9 protein-coding genes are annotated in these 18399 nt (G+C 39.1%); 6 read left to right on the top strand and 3 right to left on the bottom strand.

Going from position 1 to position 18399, the window contains the following annotated elements; all coding sequences use genetic code 11:
* Nucleotides 1-36 precede the first annotated feature (36 nt).
* The 3 genes from PREBIDRAFT_RS03505 to PREBIDRAFT_RS03495 are packed head-to-tail and all read left to right on the top strand — an operon-like array spanning nucleotide 37 to nucleotide 8450.
* The gene (locus PREBIDRAFT_RS03505) at nucleotides 37-2097 is read left to right on the top strand and encodes a DUF5686 family protein (RefSeq protein ID WP_004335568.1); all 2061 of its coding nucleotides are present in this window, start codon (nucleotides 37-39) and stop codon (nucleotides 2095-2097) included.
* 47 nt (nucleotides 2098-2144) lie between these two features.
* Nucleotides 2145-5534, top strand: coding sequence for a UvrD-helicase domain-containing protein (locus PREBIDRAFT_RS03500; protein WP_004339212.1), 3390 nt, complete (start codon nucleotides 2145-2147; stop codon nucleotides 5532-5534).
* 21 nt (nucleotides 5535-5555) lie between these two features.
* Nucleotides 5556-8450 (top strand): PD-(D/E)XK nuclease family protein, encoded by a 2895-nt coding sequence (locus tag PREBIDRAFT_RS03495; protein ID WP_004335570.1) that lies wholly within the window; start codon nucleotides 5556-5558, stop codon nucleotides 8448-8450.
* Nucleotides 8451-8560: 110 nt separating this feature from the next.
* Here PREBIDRAFT_RS03495 and rpsO read toward each other — a convergent pair whose 3' ends face one another.
* A complete protein-coding gene (gene rpsO / locus PREBIDRAFT_RS03490) occupies nucleotides 8561-8836 on the bottom strand; it encodes a 30S ribosomal protein S15 (protein WP_004335571.1) in 276 nt (91 codons plus the stop codon).
* 208 nt (nucleotides 8837-9044) lie between these two features.
* Between rpsO and typA the strand changes: the two genes are divergently transcribed.
* Nucleotides 9045-10847, top strand: a complete 1803-nt coding sequence (gene typA / locus PREBIDRAFT_RS03485; protein WP_004335572.1) for a translational GTPase TypA — start codon at nucleotides 9045-9047, stop codon at nucleotides 10845-10847.
* A 256-nt stretch (nucleotides 10848-11103) separates the two neighbouring features.
* Here typA and PREBIDRAFT_RS03480 read toward each other — a convergent pair whose 3' ends face one another.
* Complete coding sequence (locus PREBIDRAFT_RS03480; protein ID WP_004335573.1) at nucleotides 11104-11778, bottom strand: hypothetical protein; 675 nt, start codon at nucleotides 11776-11778, stop codon at nucleotides 11104-11106.
* A gap of 21 nt (nucleotides 11779-11799) precedes the next feature.
* Nucleotides 11800-13947, bottom strand: a complete 2148-nt coding sequence (locus PREBIDRAFT_RS03475) for a Tex family protein (protein ID WP_004339210.1) — start codon at nucleotides 13945-13947, stop codon at nucleotides 11800-11802.
* Nucleotides 13948-14094: 147 nt separating this feature from the next.
* Between PREBIDRAFT_RS03475 and PREBIDRAFT_RS03470 the strand changes: the two genes are divergently transcribed.
* Both PREBIDRAFT_RS03470 and PREBIDRAFT_RS03465 read left to right on the top strand, forming a co-directional pair.
* Nucleotides 14095-16080: an ABC-F family ATP-binding cassette domain-containing protein gene (locus tag PREBIDRAFT_RS03470; RefSeq protein ID WP_004335575.1), complete on the top strand. Its 1986-nt coding sequence runs from the start codon at nucleotides 14095-14097 to the stop codon at nucleotides 16078-16080.
* Between the two features lie 96 nt (nucleotides 16081-16176).
* Nucleotides 16177-18210, top strand: coding sequence for a M13 family metallopeptidase (locus PREBIDRAFT_RS03465; protein WP_004339208.1), 2034 nt, complete (start codon nucleotides 16177-16179; stop codon nucleotides 18208-18210).
* The last annotated feature ends 189 nt before the right edge of the window (nucleotides 18211-18399 follow it).

Here is an 18399-nt window from a genome sequence, read left to right as displayed (position 1 = left end):
GCTTTTTCTTTCAAGTTTTACTATCTTTGTTTTCGTATGGCAAAACTTAACAGAACATCTATTACTTTGAGAGCGTTTTTGCTTCTCCTTACTTGCATTACTGTCATTACAGCAAAAGCAGGTAAGGACGAAAAGGTTTTGCTACAAAGAATTACAGCTTACGGAAAGGAAATAGCGAGCAGTATGCCCGATTCTATCGAGCGAAACGTTTATAGAAAATGTTTTATCGATATAAAACGTCGCAACTTTCTGCTTTTGGGTATGCCGACAATGTTCTTTATGATGAAAGACAATCGTCGAAAGGCTGTGGCAGAGGCATACGAGCATGAAGTGGTATATTCTAATCGTGAATGGCGCACGAAGAGGAACATTTGGCTAAGTACGGTATATCATGGTCATACTGTGCTTTATAATCTACTCGATTATATTCGTCCACAGCTATACGATACAGAGATATTTTATAACAAAATCCTTTCTCCTTTAAATAGCAATAATTATAAATATTATTCGTATGAAGCAAAAGTGATAAGCGACTCTATCACTAGACTGTCGTTTAAAAGCAAACGTATACATACGGAATTAATAAGGCGTGGCCATGCAAATATTGTTACAACTACTGGGCGTATCATCGACTTTAGCTTAGAAGGTGAAAGCGATATGAACCATTTTACCATAAATGGAGAAATGGCAAATGAGGGAGCTAATTTGTTATTGCCTCGCTGGTGTAAAATAGATGCCTCCATAAAATTTATGGGTAACCATATAGATGCCATAATGGATAGTTACTTTGATATGCCAGAAACTTTAGCCGACACCATTAATGACTCACACGATCTGAGATTGATGGAGCGATTACGCCCTAAAAAATTAACAACAGAAGAGCAAGACTTGATAAAAGAATATTACCCCAGAGAAGACACGTTACATACCGATACTATAAAAGTTCCGAAGAAAAAGAATTGGGCAAAGATAATTTTTTGGGACATCATTGGCGATAATATCCTAAACGACATCAGTACACATACCGCTGATGATAAAGGCTATATGCGCATAGCACCTATTCTCAATCCACTTTATTTTGGTTATAGCCATAGGAAGGGACTATATTATAAGGTGGATATTAAGGGAGGATACACATTTAATTCGAACAGAGATATTTATGGACGATTAAAGATGGGCTATTCATTTAAGCAGAAGCAATTATTCTATAGTATCCCTATTATCTATAACTTTAATAAAAATCGGTTTGGATTTGTACGATTGGAGATTTCTAATGGTAATCGAATAACCGACTCACGTGTATTAGATAATATTAAAGCGGCTGTGCATCGAGACACCATAAACTGGGAGCGTATGAACTTAGACTATTTTAAGGATACAGAGCTACGCTTTACTGCGGGCTATGACATTCTATATCAACAGTTATCTTTGCAAGGAGGTATCTCTATACATAGGCGATCGGCAATAGACAAAACAGGCTTTTTGACAGTGGGAAGACCATCTGCTTATCAGTCGATAGCACCATTTATATCGGTGTCATGGTATCCATTTACTCGTCATGCCCCTCTTGTTTTTACTGCGCAATATGAACATGGCATAAAAGTATTGGGAGGTAATATATTGTATAGTAGAATAGAAACCGATTTACAATATATTGGGTATTTGCCCTCTATGCGATTGTGGTCCTTACGAGTAGGGGCAGGTGGCTATCTAAACAAAAAAGGAGAGACCTACTTCCTATCTTATTACAACTTCCACGAAAACTATATTCCTAATGGATGGCGTGATGATTGGAGCGGGGAATTTGAAATGTTGAATGCAAACTGGTATAATGCCTCTAATTTTTATGTAAGAGCTAATTTCACCTATGAGAGTCCGCTATTAGTACTATCATGGCTACCATGGGTGGGAAGGGTCATCGAAAAGGAGCGCATTTACGTGAGTATGCTAGGTGTGAAATATTTATGCCCTTATACAGAAGTAGGGTATAGCTTTACAAACAGAGTGTTTTCAATGGGAATTTTCACAGGATTTTCTCAAAGACATTATGAAGGCATTGGAGTAAAATTTGGCTTTGAACTCTTTAGCAAGTGGTAAAAAGCACAAACAACAAAGAAGTATCTCTTAAATAAGGAATAATGACTATGGCAAATAACGATAAAGCATTAACGGTATATAGGGCTTCAGCAGGATCGGGAAAAACATTTACCTTGACAGTGGAATATATTTCTATTTTGGTGAAGAACCCCGAGGACTATAATAAAATGCTTGCCGTTACCTTTACTAATAAGGCAACGCAAGAAATGAAGTTGAGAATACTCTCTCAGCTTTATGGTATTGGTAATGGACTGCCTAGCTCAGACAACTATTTGCTGCAAGTAAAGGCAAAGACAGGGTTGACAGAAACCTCTATCCGCAATAATGCGCTTTATATCTTGGAAAAGTTGACACACGAATATCAAAACTTTCGAGTGCAGACAATAGATGCCTTCTTTCAAACTGTATTGCGCAATTTAGGTAAGGAACTTGGACTTACTGCCAACTTGCGTGTAGACCTAAATACGCAGCAAGTGGAAGCAAAGGCGGTAGATCAACTGATCGACAGTTTGAGAGAAAACGACCCAATGTTAAGATGGATAGACGAATATATCTCATCAAACATCGAAGAGGATAGGAGTTGGAATGTAGTAAAAGAAATCAAAGAGTTTGGCAAGACTATATTTGATGAACTTTACAAAACTCATGAAAAGCAATTAGACAAAATTTTCAAAGACGAGAAGTTCGTTACCGACTTTATTAAACGCTTGCGTTTTGTATGTATAGATTATGAAAAAAGTATTAAAGAAAAAGCAAAAAATATAGTAGAGAAAATTGCTACTAGTGCTATTCCTATAAATTACTTCGCTAGTTATGCCTATAATCAGGTGGTAAAGCTATCCAAAGGTAAGATAGAAAATGGTGATCCACACATTCACACACAGCGGATTATAGAGGGTGAGAAGCAGTGGGCTTCGTCTAAATGCTCCAAGAAGGCTGACAAGGAAATGCTTAATAGTTTTGTGGACGGAGTAGGACTAACCGAAATGGTTGCTAACTTGGAAGCAAGTCGTATAGAAGGATGGAAAATGTATTGCACTAGTAAGCTTGTATTGCTACATCTCTCTAAGCTCCGTCTTCTGCACAAGATAGCCAAGCAAGTGGAGGATGATAATTTAGAAAATCATCGTTTTATGCTGAGCAATACACAATCGCTTTTAAAAAACTTGATGAAAGATAATGATATTCCTTTTGTCTTTGAGCGAATAGGAGCAATGCTGAAGTACATCATGATAGATGAGTTTCAGGACACTTCCCGTGTACAGTGGGATAACTTTAAAAAGCTTTTGCTTAATTGTATGGCAGAAATAGGTTCACACAATCTATTGGTAGGCGATGTTAAGCAGAGTATCTATAGGTGGCGTCAGGGCGATTGGGAATTGCTCAACAATATAGAAGAAAGTATTAAACCAGCAGATGGTAGCTATGTAGATACTTCATCAATAGAACTGAAAACACTAGCCACTAACTATCGTTCAGAGGCAAATATTATTCGGTTTAATAATGCTTTCTTCCTTCAAGCTATGAATGTTTATGAATATCCAGAAGACTATTTTACACCATCAAAGGATAAGAAGATAGATAAGCTCGAACATTCACAAAAAGAAAAGCTAAAATTGGCTTATGCTGATGTGGCACAGAAAAGTCCAAAGGCTGATGAACGTGGCTTTGTAAAGGCTACTTTCTACAAGAAGGATGCAGTATATGCTAATGATATTTTAGCAGAATTAGCTGATAATATAAAGCAATTACTCGACATAGGTTATTCTCAAAAAAGTATAGCTATCCTTGTGCGTAACAAAAAAGAGATTGCCGATATTGTAACTACAATTAATGGAACAGAATGGGGGAAGCATATTGCCATTGTTTCAGAAGAGGCTTTCCGTCTTGATGCTTCGCTTGCCGTTAATATTTTGGTGGAAGCACTAAGATTACTTGCCCAACCGTCTGATAACTTAACGCGTGCTAAACTTGTGAGAGCATACTATCAAGTGGTGAACCCAGAATACGATTTTGCTAAAGAGCGTAGCACAAAGTTAGTATCGGATGTTGTGGACATAGCGCATGATGAACATTATTACGAGCAAAAAGAAGAGTTTATCCGAAAGCACCTCAACGTTTCACTTCCTAGCGAATATGTAATGGATAGAGAAAAGTTGCTACGTTTATCGTTAATCGACTTAGTTGATAAACTTTATTCGCTTTTCCAACTCAAAAACTTGTCGGTAGAGAATGCGTATATTAGCACTTTTTATGATGTTCTCAACGACTATTTACGCGATAACCCTGCCGATATTGACGACTTCGTAAAGGAATGGGATGACAGTCTCTGTGGAGTAAATATTCAGACAGATGATGTAGATGGTATTCGTATTCTCACTATTCATAAGAGTAAGGGCTTAGAGTTTGATAATGTGTTGATACCTTTCTGTGATTGGGAGTTAGAGAAAAAGAATACTATCTTTTGGGTGGATGGTAAGAATAAAGTAGAACCTTTCTCGCAATTGCCTATTATTCCTGTTTCATTTAAAAAAGACTTAGAAAATAGTTTCTTTTCTGCTGATTATAGTGAGGAGCATTTTCAGAACATAATAGATAACCTCAATCTTCTCTATGTTGCCTTTACGCGTGCTGGGAAAAATCTATTCCTTTCTGGAAAAAACATAGCAGACAGTAATAGACGTAGCAATTTATTATGGCACTGCTTAAAGGCTTTAGGGACTACATTGCCGAATGCTAAATATTCTGAATCAACAAAAGAAAAAGACGATGAAACAAAGAGCGATGAACCTATTTGCTTTGAATTTGGCACTTTGCTATCAGCTCATGAATATGAACCAAACAAGAAAAAGGAAGAAGAATTTACCAATCCATTTACCGTAATTCCCCAGCCCAAAGATATTCGTATTGAAACTTTTAATGCTGCGGTGAGCTTCCGACAAAGTAACAAGAGTGATGCTTTTGTACAGGGTGAGGAGATTACTGATAGGCAAAAGTATATGCAAGTGGGTAGTGTGCTACACAATATCTTCTCTTCTATCAAAACACTTGCCGATATTGAACCACATCTTCAGGCATTGGAAGCCGAGGGAGTGATCTATAATGATGATATATCATCGGCACAGTTACGCCAACAAATAACAGCAGCTCTCAATAATGAACAAGTAAAATCATGGTTTGCAGGCGAGTGGGAGGTATATAATGAATGTACTATTCTGCAATACGATAAAGCTACCGATCGTTATTACGAACAACGTCCTGACCGTGTTATTACTAAAGGCGATGAAATGGTGGTTATTGATTATAAATTTGGTAATCACAGAAACGAGTATTACGAGCAAGTGCATCGTTATATTCTGTTGCTTCAGCAAATGGGGCATCAGAAAGTAACAGGGTTTCTGTGGTATGTAATGCGTGGTGAAATTCTGTCTGTTTAATTTTTCTATTCTTAATAAATCATGAAATCTTTCTTATCATACGTTGCCAAAGACTTATTAAATAAGTATCCTAATGGTTTAGCACGCATTGCTGTAGTTTTTCCTAATAAGCGTGCGGCATTGTTTCTTAATCAAGAAATAGCACGAATATCAGACAGTCCTGTGTGGTCGCCAGCCTACATTACTATTTCCGAATTCTTTCGTGAGCAATCAACGCTCACAGTTTCCGACTCTATCAAGAATATCTGCATTTTGCATAAGGTGTATATGGACATTACGAAGAAAACCGAAACCCTTGACCAATTCTATGGTTGGGGAGAGTTACTTCTTGCCGATTTTGATGATATAGACAAAAACTTAGCGCCTGCAGAGAAGGTTTTTGGCTTGCTAAGTGCCAATAAAGAAATGGAGTCGCTCGACTATCTCACACCAGAACAGGTAGCCGAACTACAAAAGGTTTTCACCAATATTAATACCGATGAGGACAGCTTGCGTAAGCGTTTTCATGAGTTTTGGAATAAGCTTTTTGATATTTACACTGAGTATAAACGCCGTCTTCGCACGCAAGGTATGGCTTATGAGGGTATGTTATATCGTGATGTGATAGAAAACAATAATCTTACTTTGCCTTATGATCGTTATATCTTTATCGGATTTAATGTGTTACAGCAGGTAGAACAACGCTTATTTACTTTCTTAAACGAAGCCGATAAAGCAGCATTTTATTGGGATTACGATAATTACTATCTCAAAACAGGGCGCGAAGCTGGTAGATATATTCAACGATGGTTAGAGAGATTTCCGAATGAGCTAAAAGATAATGATCATACCATTTTTAGTAATCTTGACAGGGATAAAGATATTTCATTTATAGCCTCGCCTACAGAAAATATGCAAGCACGCTATATCACGCAATGGCTTAAAGAGAATGATCGTTATCTTGATGGACGAAAGACAGCTATTGTATTATGTGATGAAAACTTATTGCAAACAGTAATCCATTGTATTCCAACGGAGGTAGAAACGTTAAACGTTACCACAGGATACCCTCTACAGCAATCGCTTATCTCCTCTTTCGTAACGCAGATTATTAAGCTTCAAGTGGATGGCTATTCGCTTACCGAGCAACGTTTCCGACTTCGCTATGCTAATCGTGTTCTTCGCCACCCCTACGCAAAATATGTTTGGAGCAATGCAGAAGAACTTCTCCAACAGATAAATGAAGAAAAACAATTTTATGTACTGTGGGAGGGTATGGACTATCATCCTCACGATGCACAGAATATGCTAGCTTTTGTGGAATGGCTTGCCAATATTATTAGGCAAGTGGGAATTAATGGGCGCACACAAGCCGACCCATTATTCCAAGAATCGGTATTTAGAATGTACACGCTGCTTAGTAAGTTTGTCGACTTGATGACTGTGCAAGAAGATGGCTCCTATTATCTTGATCATGATATTATTATTTTCCGTCGCTTACTCGTTCAACTCACCAATGCTACTAGCGTGCCTTTCCATGGCGAACCAGCACAAGGTGTGCAAATAATGGGTGTACTAGAAACGCGTAACCTTGACTTTGATCATGTACTTATCCTTTCATGTAACGAGGGTAATATGCCAAAGGGAGTGGACGATGCTTCATTCATTCCTCATGCCATTCGCCACGCCTTTGAACTAACTACAGTAAATAATAAAATATCTATCTTTAGCTATTATTTTCATCGTCTCATTCAGCGTGCAAGCGATGTAACTATTCTTTATAATAACTCAACACAAGGAATAAAGACAGGAGAAATGAGCAGATTTATGTTGCAGTTTATGGTAGAGTGGACAAAAACTGAGCGCAAAATCCACCGCTATGTGCTTAAAGCAGGACAAGAGCAACATAATTTCATAGCCGAACCGATAACGAAAGATAGGCGAGTTATGGCAAAACTCTTGCATATCTCTAAGTTTTCACCCACTGCTATTAATACTTTTATTGCTTGCCCTGTGAAGTTCTATTATAAATATGTAGTAGGTATTGATACGCAAGATATTGTTGATGAAGATAGCATTGATAACCGTGTCTTTGGAAACATCTTTCATAAAGCTGCCGAACTTATGTATAAAGATATATTTAAAGGGGAAGAGGTTTCTGCTGCAACCATAGGAACAATACTTGCTAAACCAAATATGCTCAATAGCATAATTGATCAGGCTATTGCTTCAGAACTCTTTAATAGGAAAGACTTCTTAAAGGGTAATAAATTAAACCTTAATGGTTTACAACTTCTCAACAAAGAAGTAATTAAGAAGTATTTACTACAGTTGCTACGCCTTGATCAGGCAGTTGCTCCTATTAAAGTCCTTGCACATGAGTTTGATGTAGAAGATGATGTTGAGGTAAATATTGCAGGGAAGCTTTATAAAAAACGAGTAGGAGGGCGTGTCGATAGATTAGATATGGCTACTTATGCCTTAGGCGATCATACCACTATCAAACGCCTACGTGTTGTTGATTATAAAACAGGTAGAGCAGAAGCAAAGCCTATGCCTGATATTCCTTCTATCTTTAGTCCTGAATTGTTAGACAAGAAGAGTGATTATGTTATGCAATCAATGCTTTATAGCTTACTAATGGCTGAGAATAAAGTAAAAATACAAAATGGAATTTTGCCTGCTAACTTTAATCCTCACCATTTGCCAGTTACACCTGCTTTGCTCTTTATTCAATATGCTAGCAAAAAAGATTATTCCCCTATTGTTTGTATTGATAAAGAAGAAGTAACTGATGTTTCAAAATATCATAAAGAGTTTATGGAAAGCTTAGCTTCTGTATTAGAAAGTCTTTATGATGAAACAAAACCGTTTACTCCAACAGACAACCTCAAGCTATGTGGCTATTGTCCTTTTAAGTTTATGTGTGGAAGATAGTGTTAAGTGATTAAAGCTGTTATTACTGTTTGCTAGTTCCGATAGCTGATAGAAACAAAAAGTGGCTAGAAAAAACTTCCTAGCCACTTTTTTATTTTCTTAGCAATAGCTTACTTACGAAGACCTAGTGCCTTGATGATAGCACGGTAGCGCTCAACATCTATCTTGTACAAATAGTTTAGGAGGGCACGACGCTTACCTACTAGACGAGTAATTGAACGAGTAGTAACGTAGTCCTTACGGTTCTTCTTAACATGCTCGGTCAAGTTCTTGATACGATAAGAGAAAAGAGCGATTTGGCTTTCTGCAGAACCAGTGTCTGTAGTCTTTTGTGCCTTACCATACTGTCCGAAGATCTCTTGCTTTTTTTCTTTGTTTAAATACATGATTTAAAATGGATTAATTATTTGTTTGCAATTACATTTTTCGATTGCTCAACCGTCATTAATCACAGCGGGTTACAATCTCAAATGCATCGGGCTTTCCGAAAATGCGCTGCAAAGGTACAACTTTTTATGTTGATTACAAGTATTTACCACTTTTTCTTCGTACTTTTGCATTTGATTTTAAGAAAAATCTTTTTAAGGTAAATTCATGCAAGATATTCGTAACATCGCAGTTATTGCGCACGTTGACCATGGTAAAACAACTTTGGTTGACAAGATGATGCTCGCTGGTAAGTTATTCCGTGACGGACAAAACAACAGTGGGGAAGTTCTCGATTCTAATGACTTGGAACGAGAGCGAGGTATTACCATTCTCTCAAAGAATGTTAGTATCAATTGGAAAGGTACAAAGATTAATATTCTAGATACTCCAGGACACTCTGATTTCGGTGGTGAAGTAGAGCGTGTGTTGAATATGGCTGACGGTTGTTTGCTCCTTGTGGATGCTTTTGAAGGTCCTATGCCACAGACTCGCTTCGTGCTTCAAAAGGCATTGGAAATAGGATTGAAGCCAGTTGTTGTTATTAATAAAGTGGACAAACCTAACTGTCGCCCTGAAGAAGTATACGAAATGGTATTCGACCTTATGTGTGATCTTAATGCAACAGAAGAGCAGCTCGACTTTCCTGTTGTATATGGTTCGGCAAAGAATGGTTGGATGGCTAAGAGCTGGAAGCAACCAACTGATAATATTGACTACTTACTTGATCTTATCGTTGAGGCTATTCCTGCTCCAAAGCAGCTAGAGGGTACTCCACAAATGTTGATCACATCGCTTGACTATTCTTCATATACGGGTCGTATTGCTGTAGGTCGTGTGCATCGTGGCGTTTTGAAAGATGGGCAGAATATCACTGTTTGCCACCGTGATGGCTCTAAAGAACGCACTAAGATTAAAGAGCTACATACCTTTGAAGGTATGGGGCATGTTAAGACAGATGTTGTAGAGAGTGGTGATATTTGTGCTGTTATAGGCTTGGATAATTTTGAAATTGGCGATACCATTGCCGACTTTGATAACCCAGAAGCATTGCCACCTATTGCTGTTGATGAGCCTACTATGAGTATGCTTTTCACTATTAACGACTCTCCATTCTTTGGTAAGGAAGGCAAATTCTGTACTTCTCGCCACATTAACGATCGTTTGGAGAAAGAGCTAGAGAAAAACCTTGCGTTGCGTGTTCGTCCTTTCGAGGGTGCTACAGATAAGTGGATCGTTAGTGGACGTGGCGTGCTACACCTCTCTGTACTTATCGAAACCATGCGCCGTGAGGGTTATGAACTTCAAGTAGGTCAGCCACAAGTTATCTATAAGGAGATCAACGGTCAGAAATGTGAGCCTATCGAAGAGCTTACCATTAATGTGCCAACCGACTTCTCTAGTAAAATGATTGATATGGTAACGCGTCGTAAGGGCGATTTGCTAGGTATGGACGCAGAGGGTGAGCGTGTTAATATCACTTTTGAAATCCCTTCACGTGGTATCATCGGTTTGCGTACCAATGTGCTTACTGCTAGTCAGGGAGAGGCTATTATGGCTCATCGCTATAAGAATTACCAACCATTTAAGGGCGAGATTACTCGTCGCACCAATGGCTCTATGCTTGCGCTTGAAAATGGTACTGCTTTCGCATACGCTATTGATAAGTTGCAAGATCGTGGTAAGTTCTTTATCGACTCAGGTGAAGAGGTTTACGGTGGACAAGTAGTGGGTGAACACGTTCATGATAACGATCTTGTTATCAACGTAACTAAGGCTAAACAGCTTACCAACGTTCGTGCATCAGGATCTGACGAAAAGGCTCGTGTTATTCCTAAGACAGAAATGAGTCTTGAAGAGTGTTTGGAATACATCAAGGCAGATGAGTATGTAGAGGTAACACCAGAAAATATTCGTATGCGTAAGATTATTCTTGACCATCAAGAGCGTAAACGTGCTAACAAAGATTAAGTTTTTAGCTTAACGATATACTAAAATAGGTAGCTATCCGTGTGAAAATGGGTGGCTGCCTTTTTTTCTACTACAATAATGCGTAATAAAACTTTTAAAGAATCATATAAAGGTCTCTATAAAAGGTAATATTATAGAGGAAATATAATATTTATTCATAATGTTATACCAATACATAAGCTATTGCATCGCAAAACATTATGTTTTTGATGAGAAAAGGTCATCTTTTGTTAAGTAAAAGATGATGTCTTATAAACTATTGATTATTAGTTTGTTGCCGATGTAGTAACATTGAAAGAAATCTTTTCCAATTATCGGATAAACCAATTTTCCATAGAGCAATTAAGCCTAGTATGGAAAGAATGCTTCCAAGAGTTATCGTAACAATATTTTCTACTTGGTGCGACTTAGTTTCATAATTTTCAATTGTCATGAGCTTAATAGGTTTTCTGTGAACCTTTTCAGTTAATTGTTTAAAGGTAAGACTATCTTGCTTTTCATCAGTTTTTGTGTTGAGGATGAAGTAGGTGCCATGACAAGAGCCAATTACCGAGTCGCCCATTAATTGTACTTCCTTTACAGGATAAAAAATGCCTTCGTGGTCATCTCCTTTATATATGCCAGCTTGGTCGGGTATATCGATATAAGTGAGTGTATAATTGTTCTTTAGAGGCATTGTAACCGTATCAGAAATGCCTAAGCCTGTGCCTTGAAAAAGAGAAAAGATTAAACTAACAATGATCGCCGTAAAGAAAAAAATACCAATTGCGACATTAGGTGAAAGGAAAGCCAAAACCATTTTTCGTTTACGGTTTGACTTTTTTCCTATATACCCCAAAGGAATAAATAATAAGCCAAGTACAAAAGCTATTATACTCAATAATACTATGCATAGTATTAACTTGAAAAGAAGTATAAAAAGATAAAACATATTTTTTAGTGTATAAGATAATTATTGTTTTATATGCTTCATACTCAGTCCAATGCGTTTACGACAAAGATCTACTTCTATAATCTTTACACGCACATGCTGCTGCAAGTGGACTACCGAATTGGGATCAGATACGAATTTATCAGCAAGCTGAGAGATATGGATTAGTCCGTCTTGATGCACACCGAGATCAACGAAGGCACCAAAGTTGGTGATATTAGTAACAATGCCAGGTAGCTCCATTCCCACGACAAGATCGTCGATAGTGTGGACATGAGCGTCAAACTCGAATTCTTCCAACTGCTCGCGAGGATCAACACCAGGTTTTTCTAGCTCTTTGATAATATCGGTGAGTGTAGGGAGTCCTACTTCAGAGGTGATATATTGCTGTAGGGCAATAGTTTTTAGAAGCTCTTTATTACCTATCAAATCGGCTACTTTACAGCCCTTATCCTTTGCCATTTGTTCCACGATGTAGTAGCTTTCTGGGTGAACAGTAGAGTTGTCGAGAGGGTTTTTAGCGTTGGTTACCTTTAAGAAGCCAGCACACTGCTGATAAGCAACATTACCCAGACGAGGTACTTTTTTGAGTTGGGCACGCGAAGTGAAAGCTCCGTTTTCGGCACGATAGTCCACTATGTTTTGGGCAAGGGATGTGCCTAAGCCACTTACATAGGTAAGCAAATGCTTGGACGCAGTGTTAAGATTTACCCCAATGAGGTTGACACAGCTCTCCACAGTCTGATCGAGCGACTTCTTGAGTTTGCTTTGATCGACATCGTGCTGATACTGTCCCACACCAATGCTTTTAGGGTCGATCTTCACAAGTTCGGCTAGCGGATCAATGAGTCGTCTGCCAATGGAAACGGCTCCACGCGTGGTAACATCTTCGTGAGGAAACTCTTCGCGAGCTGTGGTTGAAGCAGAATAGATAGAGGCGCCGTCTTCACTTACAATAAACACTTGCACAGTATTCTCTAACTTGCATTGTTTCAGTGTGTCGGTTATAAATTCTTTACTTTCTCGACTCGCAGTTCCATTGCCTATAGCTATTGCTTGAATGGCATATTTACTAATCATCTGTTGCACAGCATTCACAGCCTCAATATACTTCTTGTGAGGAGGATGAGGGAAGATGATTTCGTGGTAGAGCAAATTGCCTTGTGCATCAAGGCAAGCCATTTTGCAACCATTAGCAAAACCTGGGTCGAGTGCTAAGACACGCTTCTGCCCTAAGGGGGCTGAGAGGAGAAGCTGCCGTAGGTTTTCGGCAAACACCTTAATGGCTTCGTCATCGGCTTGTGCCTTACTACTAGCAGCAAACTCGTTTTCAATGCTAGGTATGATAAGTCGTTTGAGCGCATCTTCGATTGCTTCTGATAGGTAACCACTGCAAGGATTCTTTCCTTGCAAATAGATGCGACCTACCTTGTAATTGCATTGTTCGCCATCAATGCTGATACCCACGCGCAATATGCCTGCTGCTTCTCCTCGGCGCATTGCCAAAAGACGATGACTATTACAGCGGCGCAGGGGTTCTGAAAAATCGAAATAATCGGAGAACTTCTGTGCTTCCTCCGTAGCTTCCATTTTCTTGATTACCTTTGAGGAGATGATAGCTTCACGCTTGAACACCTCGCGCACCACATTACGTGCATCTTGGTTCTCACTAATGGTTTCCGCAATAATATCTTTCGCACCATTCATGGCTTGCTCAATGGTGGTAATATCACCCTTTAAGAAACGCTTTGCGGCTTCCTTAGGCTTCTGCTCGCGTTGTAGCAGAAGAAGGCTAGCTAGGGGTTCTAAGCCCTGCTCGCGCGCTATCTGTGCGCGTGTTCGGCGTTTAGGTTTATAGGGTAGGTATATATCTTCTAATTCTGTTGAAATACAACAAGATAGGATCTTTTGTTCAAGTTCTGGAGTAAGTTTATTTTGTTCGCTAATGGTCTTGATGATAGTCTCCTTACGCTTGTCTAACTCCCTCATTGAACTAACTAGCTCATTAATGCTTGTTATAGCTACTTCGTCAAGGTTGCCCGTCTTTTCTTTGCGATAACGTGAGATGAAAGGGATGGTACAGCCCTCTTCTAAAAGGGCGATCGTAGCATCTACTTTTTTCTCATTTAGCCCTAGTATGTGGGCTATATGCAGTGTGTATTTGTTCATTATTCTTCGTTTGTAGATGATTTTGTTAGCAAAGTTAGGCACTTTTCTCAATACTTTGTCGTAAGCATTTACGAAATGTTAGGTTGGTAAAAAAATATTTTTTATCTTTGTGCCTAAATATAAAGATGTAGAGGAATACCAAGGTATATGATATCTGTTGAAAATTTAAAAGTAGAATTTGGCGTGAAGCCATTGTTCGATGATGTTTCGTTTGTAATTAATGATCGTGATAGGATCGCACTAGTGGGAAAGAATGGTGCAGGAAAATCGACGATGCTCAAGATATTAAGTGGATTGCAAAAACCTACTTCAGGCAATGTCTCTATTCCAAATGATGTAACTGTGGGATACCTGCCACAGATAATGAGACTCTCTGACGATACTACCGTGAAAGAGGAAACACGTAAAGCCTTTTCTGATAATACTAATTTGGCTAAAAAGATAGAGAAGTTACAAAAGGAAGTGGAAACACGCACCGATTATGAAAGCGAGAGCTACACTGAATTGCTCAATAAGTTTACCCTAGAGCATGAACGCTACCAGATGATGGGTGGTGAGAATTACGAGGCAGAGATTGAGCGTACGCTAACAGGATTAGGCTTCGTGCGTGATGACTTCGATCGACCTACGAAAGAGTTTTCTGGTGGATGGCGTATGCGTATAGAGTTGGCAAAGATCTTGCTTAGTTCGCCCGATGTGCTTTTGCTTGATGAACCTACTAACCATCTTGATATAGAGTCTATTCAGTGGTTGGAACAATTCCTAGCACAAAGTGGTAAGGCTGTAGTGTTGGTTTCGCATGATAGGGCTTTTATTAACAACGTAACCAATCGCACACTAGAGATTACCTGCGGGCATATAGAGGATTATCGTGTGAAATACGATGAATACCTTGTGTTGCGTAAAGAACGTCGTGAGCAGCAAATGCGTGCTTATGAAAATCAGCAAAAGGAAATAGCTGACATCAAAGCCTTTGTTGATCGTTTTCGTTACCAAGCCACTAAAGCAGTTCAGGTGCAACAACGTTTGCGCCAACTAGATAAGATTGTGCCTATTGAGGTCGATGAGGTAGACACTTCCGCTATGCGTTTGAAATTTCCTCCCTGCCTACGTTCTGGCGATTACCCATTGATCACTACTTCGCTGTCAAAGTCGTATGGCGAAAAACTTGTGATAAGCGATGTGGATATGACCATTAAGCGTGGTGAGAAAGTGGCTTTTGTGGGTAAAAATGGTGAAGGAAAGTCTACGCTAGTGAAGTGTATTATGGGGGAGATCCCTTACGAGGGCGAGCTAAAGGTGGGACACAACATACAGATAGGCTACTTTGCACAAAATCAAGCACAGCTATTAGATGAGCGTTTAACTATCTTCCAAACCATTGATAATGTAGCAAAAGGTGAGATGCGTTTGAGGGTAAACGATCTTTTGGGTGCTTTCATGTTTGGTGGTGAAACATCGGAAAAATATGTTAAAGTATTGTCTGGTGGTGAGCGGTCTCGATTGGCGATGATTAAACTCTTGTTAGAGCCTGTTAACCTGCTTATTCTCGACGAACCTACTAACCACCTTGACCTTGTATCGAAGGAGGTGTTGAAGGAAGCTATTAAGGCTTTTGATGGCACTGCCATTATCGTATCGCACGATCGTGAGTTCTTGGACGGTTTGGTGAGTAAGGTATATGAGTTTGGTGGCGGTAAGGTACGCGAACATCTTGGTGGTATTTACGATTATTTACGGACACATAATGTGCAGAGCATCGAACAGGCTGTCAACAAACTTTCATCAACAGGTAATCCTTCTATTACTCCTGTTAAAGAGAGTGCTACAGTGGCATCTAATCAAGAGGTGTTAACTGCCAGCAATACAGTATCTACAGATAGCAAACTAAGCTATGCCGAGCGTAAAGAATTTCAAAAGAAATTGAAGAAAGCTGAGCGAGCTGTGGAGGAGTCGGAAAAGAAGATAGAGAAGCTAGAAGCGCGTAAGCAGGAGCTAGACGATCTCTTGATGCAGCCCGCTAATGTTGCTAATATGGAGCTTGTTAATGAATATACTGATTTGCAACGAAAACTAGACGAAGAGAATACAAGGTGGTTAAAGCTTTCAGAAGAACTAGAGGAATTGCAATAAGGCTTAATTAAACTCAAGTATATTCGGAATTAATGCTCGAAACTCTTTGAGGTGTTATCATAGAATAAAAAACAATTAATTTTTAAATAAATAATTATGAACATTAAACAAATCGTACCGATGATGCTATTAGCATCGGCACCGGTAGCAGCATTTGCACAGAGCAATGCTGGTATTAGAGCTGAGAACTTAGATAGATCGGTTAATCCAGCAACAAACTTTTATCAGTTTGCTACAGGTGGTTGGCAGAAGCTAAACCCATTACCTGCTGCTTATTCACGTTATGGTTCTTTCGACCTACTTCAGGAAGACAATAACAAGCGTATCAACTCTATTCTTACTAGTTTATTGAAGACTAAGGCTAAGAAGGGCAGTATAGAACAGAAGCTAGGCGACTTCTACAAACTTGCTATGGACTCTGTTCGTCGCAATAAGGAGGGTGTAGCTCCTATTAAGCCTTTGCTTAACGAGATGGAGGCTGCTAAGACTACAGCAGAACTTCAAGCATTGCAGAAGAAATATGCTATCTTTGGCTATGGCGAAGCTGCTGGTACTTTCTTTGGTGCTGATGAGAAGAATGCTAAGCAGAATATCTTCAACGTTTATCAAAGTGGACTAACACTTGGTCAGAAAGAGTACTATCTTGATAATGATCCTGCTACCACTAAGATTCGCAATGCTTACAAGCAGCACATTGTAAATATGTTTAAGCTTTTCGGCTTTACACAAGAGCAGGCTGAACAGAAACGCGATGCTATCATGCGCTTTGAGACCATGCTTGCTATGATTTCTAAGAACCGTACCGAACTTCGTGATCCCGAGGCTAATTATAACAAGATGACACTTGCTGAGTTTAAGGCAAACTATCCTAATATTGATCTTGAGGCTACAGCAAATGCAGGTGGTATCAAGTCGGAGTATATTCAGGAAATGGTAGTTGGTCAGACACAGTTCTTGGCAGGTCTTGATAAGTTAATAGCTACTCAGAGTGCAGAAGAACTTCGTGCACGTATGGAGTGGGATGCTATTATGTCAGCAGCTAACTATCTAAGCGATGATATTCGTGCAGAATATTTCAATTTCTTTAGCAAGGAAATGCGCGGCACTAAGCAGGACTTCCCTCGTTGGAAACGTGCTACTGCTCAAGTAGAAAGTCAGATGGGTGAGGCATTAGGTCGTATCTATTGCCAACGTTATTTTACAGCTTCTAGTAAGGAGCGTATGGTGCAGCTTATTAACAATCTCAAGCTAGCTCTTGGCGATCGTATTGATGCACAAGATTGGATGTCTCCAGAAACAAAGAAAGCTGCTCATGAGAAGCTTTCTACTTTCTATGTAAAGGTGGGATATCCTGATAAGTGGAAAGATCTATCTGCATTGCTTATCGATCCTTCTAAGTCTTACTACGAGAATGTACAAGCTTGTCGTGAATTTTGGACAAAGTTGACTATTGCAGAAAAGGCAGGTAAACCAGTAGATAAGGACGAGTGGGGCATGACTCCTCAAACAGTTAATGCTTACTATAACCCAACTACCAATGAGATTTGTTTCCCTGCAGGTATCCTTCAGTATCCTTTCTTCGATGCAAAAGCTGATGATGCGTTCAACTATGGTGCTATTGGTGTAGTAATTGGTCATGAAATGACACATGGCTTTGATGACCAAGGTCGTAAGTATGACAAAGATGGCAATATGAAAGATTGGTGGACAGAAGCTGATAGCAAAAAATTTGATGCACGTGCTTCTAAGTATGCCGACTTCTTTAGTGCTATTAAGGTGTTGCCAGATTTAAATGCTAATGGTAAGTTTACCCTTGGTGAAAACTTAGCCGATCATGGAGGTCTTATGGTAGCTTTTGCAGGTTTGGAGAAAGCTAATAAGGGTAAGGCTCCTAAGAAATTGCTAGGATTTACACCAGAGCAGCGTTTCTTCCTAGCTTATGCTGGCGTATGGGCTAGCAATATTACAGAAGCTGAGATTCGTAATCGTGTGAAGAGTGATCCTCACTCTCTTGGTATAGATCGTGTAAACGGTGCACTTCCTCACATTGATGCATGGTATAAAGCCTTTAATGTAAAACCTACTGATAAGATGTATATACCAGATCAAGATCGACTAAAGCTTTGGTAATTTAGGCAAAGATTATAAATAAATTATTACTGTTCGATAAGAATATCAATATAAAATAGGGTTGAGATCCTCGCATGGATTTCAGCCCTTTTTGTTATATTTGTCTTTACCACAAAACAGTATAACGAAAGAACAAAAGTTAGGTACTCATTTTATCGGACGATGCTCATAATACAAAACGAGTTTTTA

Source organism: Prevotella bivia DSM 20514, from assembly GCF_000262545.1.
Taxonomy (GTDB): domain Bacteria; phylum Bacteroidota; class Bacteroidia; order Bacteroidales; family Bacteroidaceae; genus Prevotella; species Prevotella bivia.
This window is presented reverse-complemented; position numbering and strand designations above follow the sequence as displayed.